This is a genomic window from Mesorhizobium sp., assembly GCF_004962925.1.
Classification (GTDB): domain Bacteria; phylum Pseudomonadota; class Alphaproteobacteria; order Rhizobiales; family Rhizobiaceae; genus Mesorhizobium.
Genome location: NZ_SUEO01000122.1, coordinates 14,822 through 19,048, shown reverse-complemented (window position 1 = coordinate 19,048; position 4,227 = coordinate 14,822). Strand labels below are relative to the sequence as shown.

Annotated in this window: 4 protein-coding genes and 1 pseudogene; 2 read left to right on the top strand and 3 right to left on the bottom strand. The window is 60.9% G+C overall.

Translation table 11 applies throughout. The annotated features are described in order from the left end of the window. Nucleotides 1-203: pseudogene (locus tag E5W87_RS22100) on the bottom strand (hypothetical protein); the annotation flags it as partial. 462 nt (nt 204-665) lie between these two features. Here E5W87_RS22100 and E5W87_RS22095 point away from each other — a divergent pair. After that, complete coding sequence (locus tag E5W87_RS22095) at nt 666-1,118, top strand: hypothetical protein (protein WP_292402217.1); 453 nt, start codon at nt 666-668, stop codon at nt 1,116-1,118. A 181-nt stretch (nt 1,119-1,299) separates the two neighbouring features. On the opposite strand, the gene E5W87_RS22090 is transcribed toward E5W87_RS22095, so the two are convergent. After that, entirely contained in the window at nt 1,300-2,739 is a 1,440-nt protein-coding gene (locus E5W87_RS22090) for an FAD-binding oxidoreductase (RefSeq protein WP_292402214.1), read from the bottom strand. 251 nt (nt 2,740-2,990) lie between these two features. Between E5W87_RS22090 and E5W87_RS22085 the strand changes: the two genes are divergently transcribed. After that, nucleotides 2,991-3,254, top strand: coding sequence for a hypothetical protein (locus E5W87_RS22085; RefSeq protein ID WP_292402211.1), 264 nt, complete (start codon nt 2,991-2,993; stop codon nt 3,252-3,254). Between the two features lie 356 nt (nt 3,255-3,610). Here E5W87_RS22085 and E5W87_RS22080 read toward each other — a convergent pair. Continuing rightward, a partial coding sequence (locus E5W87_RS22080; protein WP_367118856.1) for an NAD(P)/FAD-dependent oxidoreductase occupies nt 3,611-4,227 on the bottom strand: 617 nt, incomplete at its 5' end.

The following is a 4,227-nucleotide window of genomic DNA, read 5'->3' as shown; positions in this document are numbered from 1 at the left end:
TTGGTCCATGAATTGGCAAGCGTGCGATCGGCGAGCGCGATGGTGCGCGGCGCGCGCAGGCTTTGCGGAAGACTGTTGGAGGCAGCGGTGAGCGAGGTTCCCACCGAATAGAGGCCGGCCATGGTCGCCACCGACCACAGAGCGACCGCAACGCCAACAACGGGAACCGCGACCCAGCGCAGGCCGGGCTTCGTCGAAGTCAATCCAGAGTCAGGATTGTCACCCCGGTTTTTCAAACGCACAAACGCCATACACCAACCTCAATCGACCTTGCGGCATGCGGGGCTCGCAGCCGTCACAATCACAGTCGCCTGGTGCCCCCTGCACGCTTCGCGTCTGTTGCCGATTGATTCAAAAGATGGACAAACTTGGTTAACCAATCCCTCCACCGATCGCCGATTGGGCGAAGGTCGATAACAAAAAAGCCCCCTCCACGACTAAGAAAATGGCTGGAATGCCCTCCGTATCAGGCTTTGCTGCCCGTTTTTGCCGACCGAGTCAAGAAACCGAAAGGACTAGACCTTGCCTGGGCAGGCGACATCTGAAGCTTTCTCGGGATCAAAAGCGTCGCATCACCCATGATCGTCTGCGCGCAGGCTGCGTTGCCGGCCCGGCCTTGCATACAGGTAAATTCGCCTGTGCTAATATACATTGGTCATGCACATTTGTGCGCGACCAACAAAAGGGAGGATGCGATGGAAACCATGAATCGCAGGTCTGCAATTGCTCTCGGCGTCACTGCCGCCGCGGTAGCGCCTCTGTTCGCTTTGGCGAGATCCGCAACGGCCAAGGAGTACGGCCCGAATGAAGGCACGGAGATTGCGCCCGGCGTCAGACTGGTGGAGGTCGGCACCGGGACCTCCGACATTCCCGCTTACAAGAGCATCTCAATAGTCGACATTGTCTTTCAGCCCGGAGCGGTCGCTCCTGAAGAGGTCATGGACAACGACATGGTCTGCACGATCGCTGCCGGCGAATTCACGATCAAAAAAGCGGACAAGGAATTCAAACTCAAAGAAGGCGACATGTACACCTGCGCCAAGGGCAAGACCGACGGTGCCACGAATACAAGCGCCGTGGTCGGCGTGCATCGCGTTGCGATCTTGAAGGCCGCCTAGAGCAGTTCCAAGAAAACTGTGCAACGGTTTTCCGCCCGGAAAAAGCGCTTAGCGCTTTCCCTAGGGGATTGCGCAAAAACAAAGAGATAGAGCGGTTCGGCGAACCGCTCTGGCGCATGACCCGAAAATGAGGCCCGCGTCCTCCGCCGGAGGCGCGGGCCTTGTCATTGCGTGCGCACGCCTATGCGGCGCGCACGTTTTTCACCGGCCTCAAATTCTGGTTCATGCGGAACAGGTTCAGCGGGTCATAACGCTGCTTGATTTCCAGAAGTCGCCGATAGTTGCCGCCATAGGCTGCTTCGACCCGGTCGACCTCGTCCTCGGGCATGAAGTTCACATAGGCCGTGCCGGCGGCATAGGGCCTGGTCGCCTCGTAAACACCGCGCGCCCAGTCGATGCAGGCGCGGTCCATTTGCGGTTCGCGCCAGCGGGCGTGGACATTCATGACGAAATGCGCGCTGCGTTGCGGAAACGCCGTTGCATCCGCTGTCACGCGGCCCGCGGCACCGCCGATATGGGCGAAGAATATCTCGCATTCAGGCCCCGGAAGCCTGGGTATCGCGGCCGTGACGACCTCGATCGCGCTGTCGGAAAGCTCGGTGAAGTCATGGCTCTTCCAGTAGTTTCGGGCGCCGGGCGTCAGCAACGGATCGAATGCCTGCTCCCAGCCGGTGAACGGGTTGGGGCCGACCACATCGGCAATCGGTGTGCCGATGGCGCGAAGCCTTTGCGTCGCTTTCTCGCCCTCCTGAAGATCGCCGCAATAGCACATGGCCAGGACCAGCACCTCCTTGCCATGCCATTCGGTGGGCAGGAACGGCAGCGGCGGCGCCTGCCGCATGACCACCCAGCAGGTCAGTTCATTGGGCGCTGCTTCGAGCGCCGCTCGGTATTCCCGCAACACGTTTTCGGCATCGGCGAAGGGATGAACAACAAGCCCCGACAGCACCTGCGGACCGACTTGGTGGAGCTTGAACTCGAAAGCCGTGACGACGCCGAAATTGCCGCCGCCACCGCGCAGCGCCCAGAACAGGTCGGGATTTTCGGTCTGGCTGGCGCGCAACAGCTTGCCGTCGGCGGTAACCACATCGGCGCCGAGAAGATTGTCGATGGTCAGGCCGAATTTCCGCGTGATCCAGCCGAAGCCGCCGCCCAGCGTCAGGCCTGAAATGCCGGTGGTCGAGCTGATGCCGGTCGGCACTGCCAATTCGAAGGCCTGTGTTTCCGCGTCTACATCGGCGAGCGTCGCTCCAGGTTCCACCCATGCCCGCCGCGTCGCCGGATCGACCCGCACCGACTTCATCGGCGACAGATCGATCATCAGGCCGCCATCGCAGACGGCGCTGCCGGCGATATTGTGGCCCCCGCCGCGAACCGCGACGAGAAGCTTGTTTTCCCTGGCAAAATTCACGGCGGCGATAACGTCGGCGGCGCCGGCGCAGCGCACGATCAGCCCGGGCCGCCGGTCGATCATGGCATTCCAGATGCTGCGTGCGTCGTCATAGGCGGCGTCGCCTTCCATCAGTATGGTGCCGCGCAATTGTGCCGAAAGCGCCTCCAGGGCCGCGGCATCGACCGTCGTCTTGCCGCATTCAAGCGTGGTGAGGCTCATGCTGTTCATGGCTTTCCTCCCGATTGTTTTTTGAGCCGTTTTCCCTCCACCCGTTTCGAACTGTGTCCTTATATTAGAGGTCGCGCAAGTTCATAGTCGCCTGCTGGCCGGTATTGCGGCACGCGTCGGCGGTTGGATGGCTGCGCCGGCGGGCCAAGTCGAGGGATCGACGTAAAAACGGTCTCGCCGGTTCGATGGAGGAACTACGCAACGGTCCGCGGAGTTAGGCATATGACCGACCAATGCATAGGAGAGCTCTGATGGCACCGCGCAGAAAGCCCCACGATCCGTCCGAAGGCCCGACAATCGAACAGCAAGATTGGGACGCGATCAAAGGCGGCAAAATTCTACCAGACAGCGTGCCGGGAAACGGCGACATCCGTTACGACCTCGAGAAGGAGGCTGAACTGCCCGAGGAAGACGACGACAATCCATACCAGGACAGCGACGAGGCGCTGCCGGACGACGAGGAGGAACGCGCTCTCGCGCGCAACCCCTCGAAGCAAGATATCGACGAGCCATGAACGGCAGCTTCAATGACGCGGCTAGCCGGCCCGTTCTAAAGCAATTCCAGGAAAAGTGCGTAGCGGTTTTCCGTCCGGAATTGCGTAAAAACAAATACTTAGAGCGTTTCGGCGATTCTATCAAAGCTGAACCGCTCTAGGTGCGCGCCAAATTCCGTGCAAGTTCCTGCACCAACAGACAAAGGCCCCGCGGGGAGGAAGCGCGGGGCCTTTGTCCGAATGCCGTGCGAACGGCTTTCATAGTCGCTGGAGTAAAACGACTGAGCTTCCAACCCTTGGCGGGCGGATGTTGTTCCATCGAAACCGAAAAAAAGACGGTGCCCGTTTGTTGTTTGCGCCGGCATTGCTGCTTGCCATCAGAGAAAGCCGGGGACCGGCTTTGTCTTGCCGCTCAATTGCGCGCCCAATGTCAATGTCTGCGGGAAATTCTGGATAATTGCCGCCATCAAGGTGGCGCTGCCGGGGCGAAGGGCAATTCCGGCAATAGCTGCAGCGGCGTGGACCCGCGTCAAAAACAGTCTTTTCCAGGCCGCCTCATAGCGTCTGCCGGCAGCCTCGCGCCCTGCACGGCCCACCGGCGCGCATGCGAGTTCCGAGGCCAGCAGCCAGCCGGACTGAAGCGCCATCGAGATGCCCTCGGCGATAACAGGATGAGACTCTCCGGCTGCATTGCCGACGCGAAAGATGTCCCGTTCGTAGCAGGAGCGAATTCCCGGCCGGATCGGGCCTGCGGCAAGCCACGGACCGTCGGGGTGAGCTGACTCCAGGACATCCCTGACACCCCGGCACGATCGCATCAAATGGCGGGAGACCGCATCGGCGGCCGACATATGGCTCTGGTTTGGACCAGGGTGTTTACGCAACCGCGCGAGCATATCGCGCCGAATGCAGCACGAGATCGACAGCCGGCCATGGTCCGCCGAGACCATGCCGCCATAACCGCCCGGGAACACCAGCAGGGGCATCAAATCAG

Coding starts and splice junctions, on each gene's coding strand:
- E5W87_RS22090 (WP_292402214.1), bottom strand. CDS start 2,739: ATGAACAGCATGAGCCTCACCACGCTTGAATGCGGCAAGACGACGGTC.
- E5W87_RS22085 (WP_292402211.1), top strand. CDS start 2,991: ATGGCACCGCGCAGAAAGCCCCACGATCCGTCCGAAGGCCCGACAATC.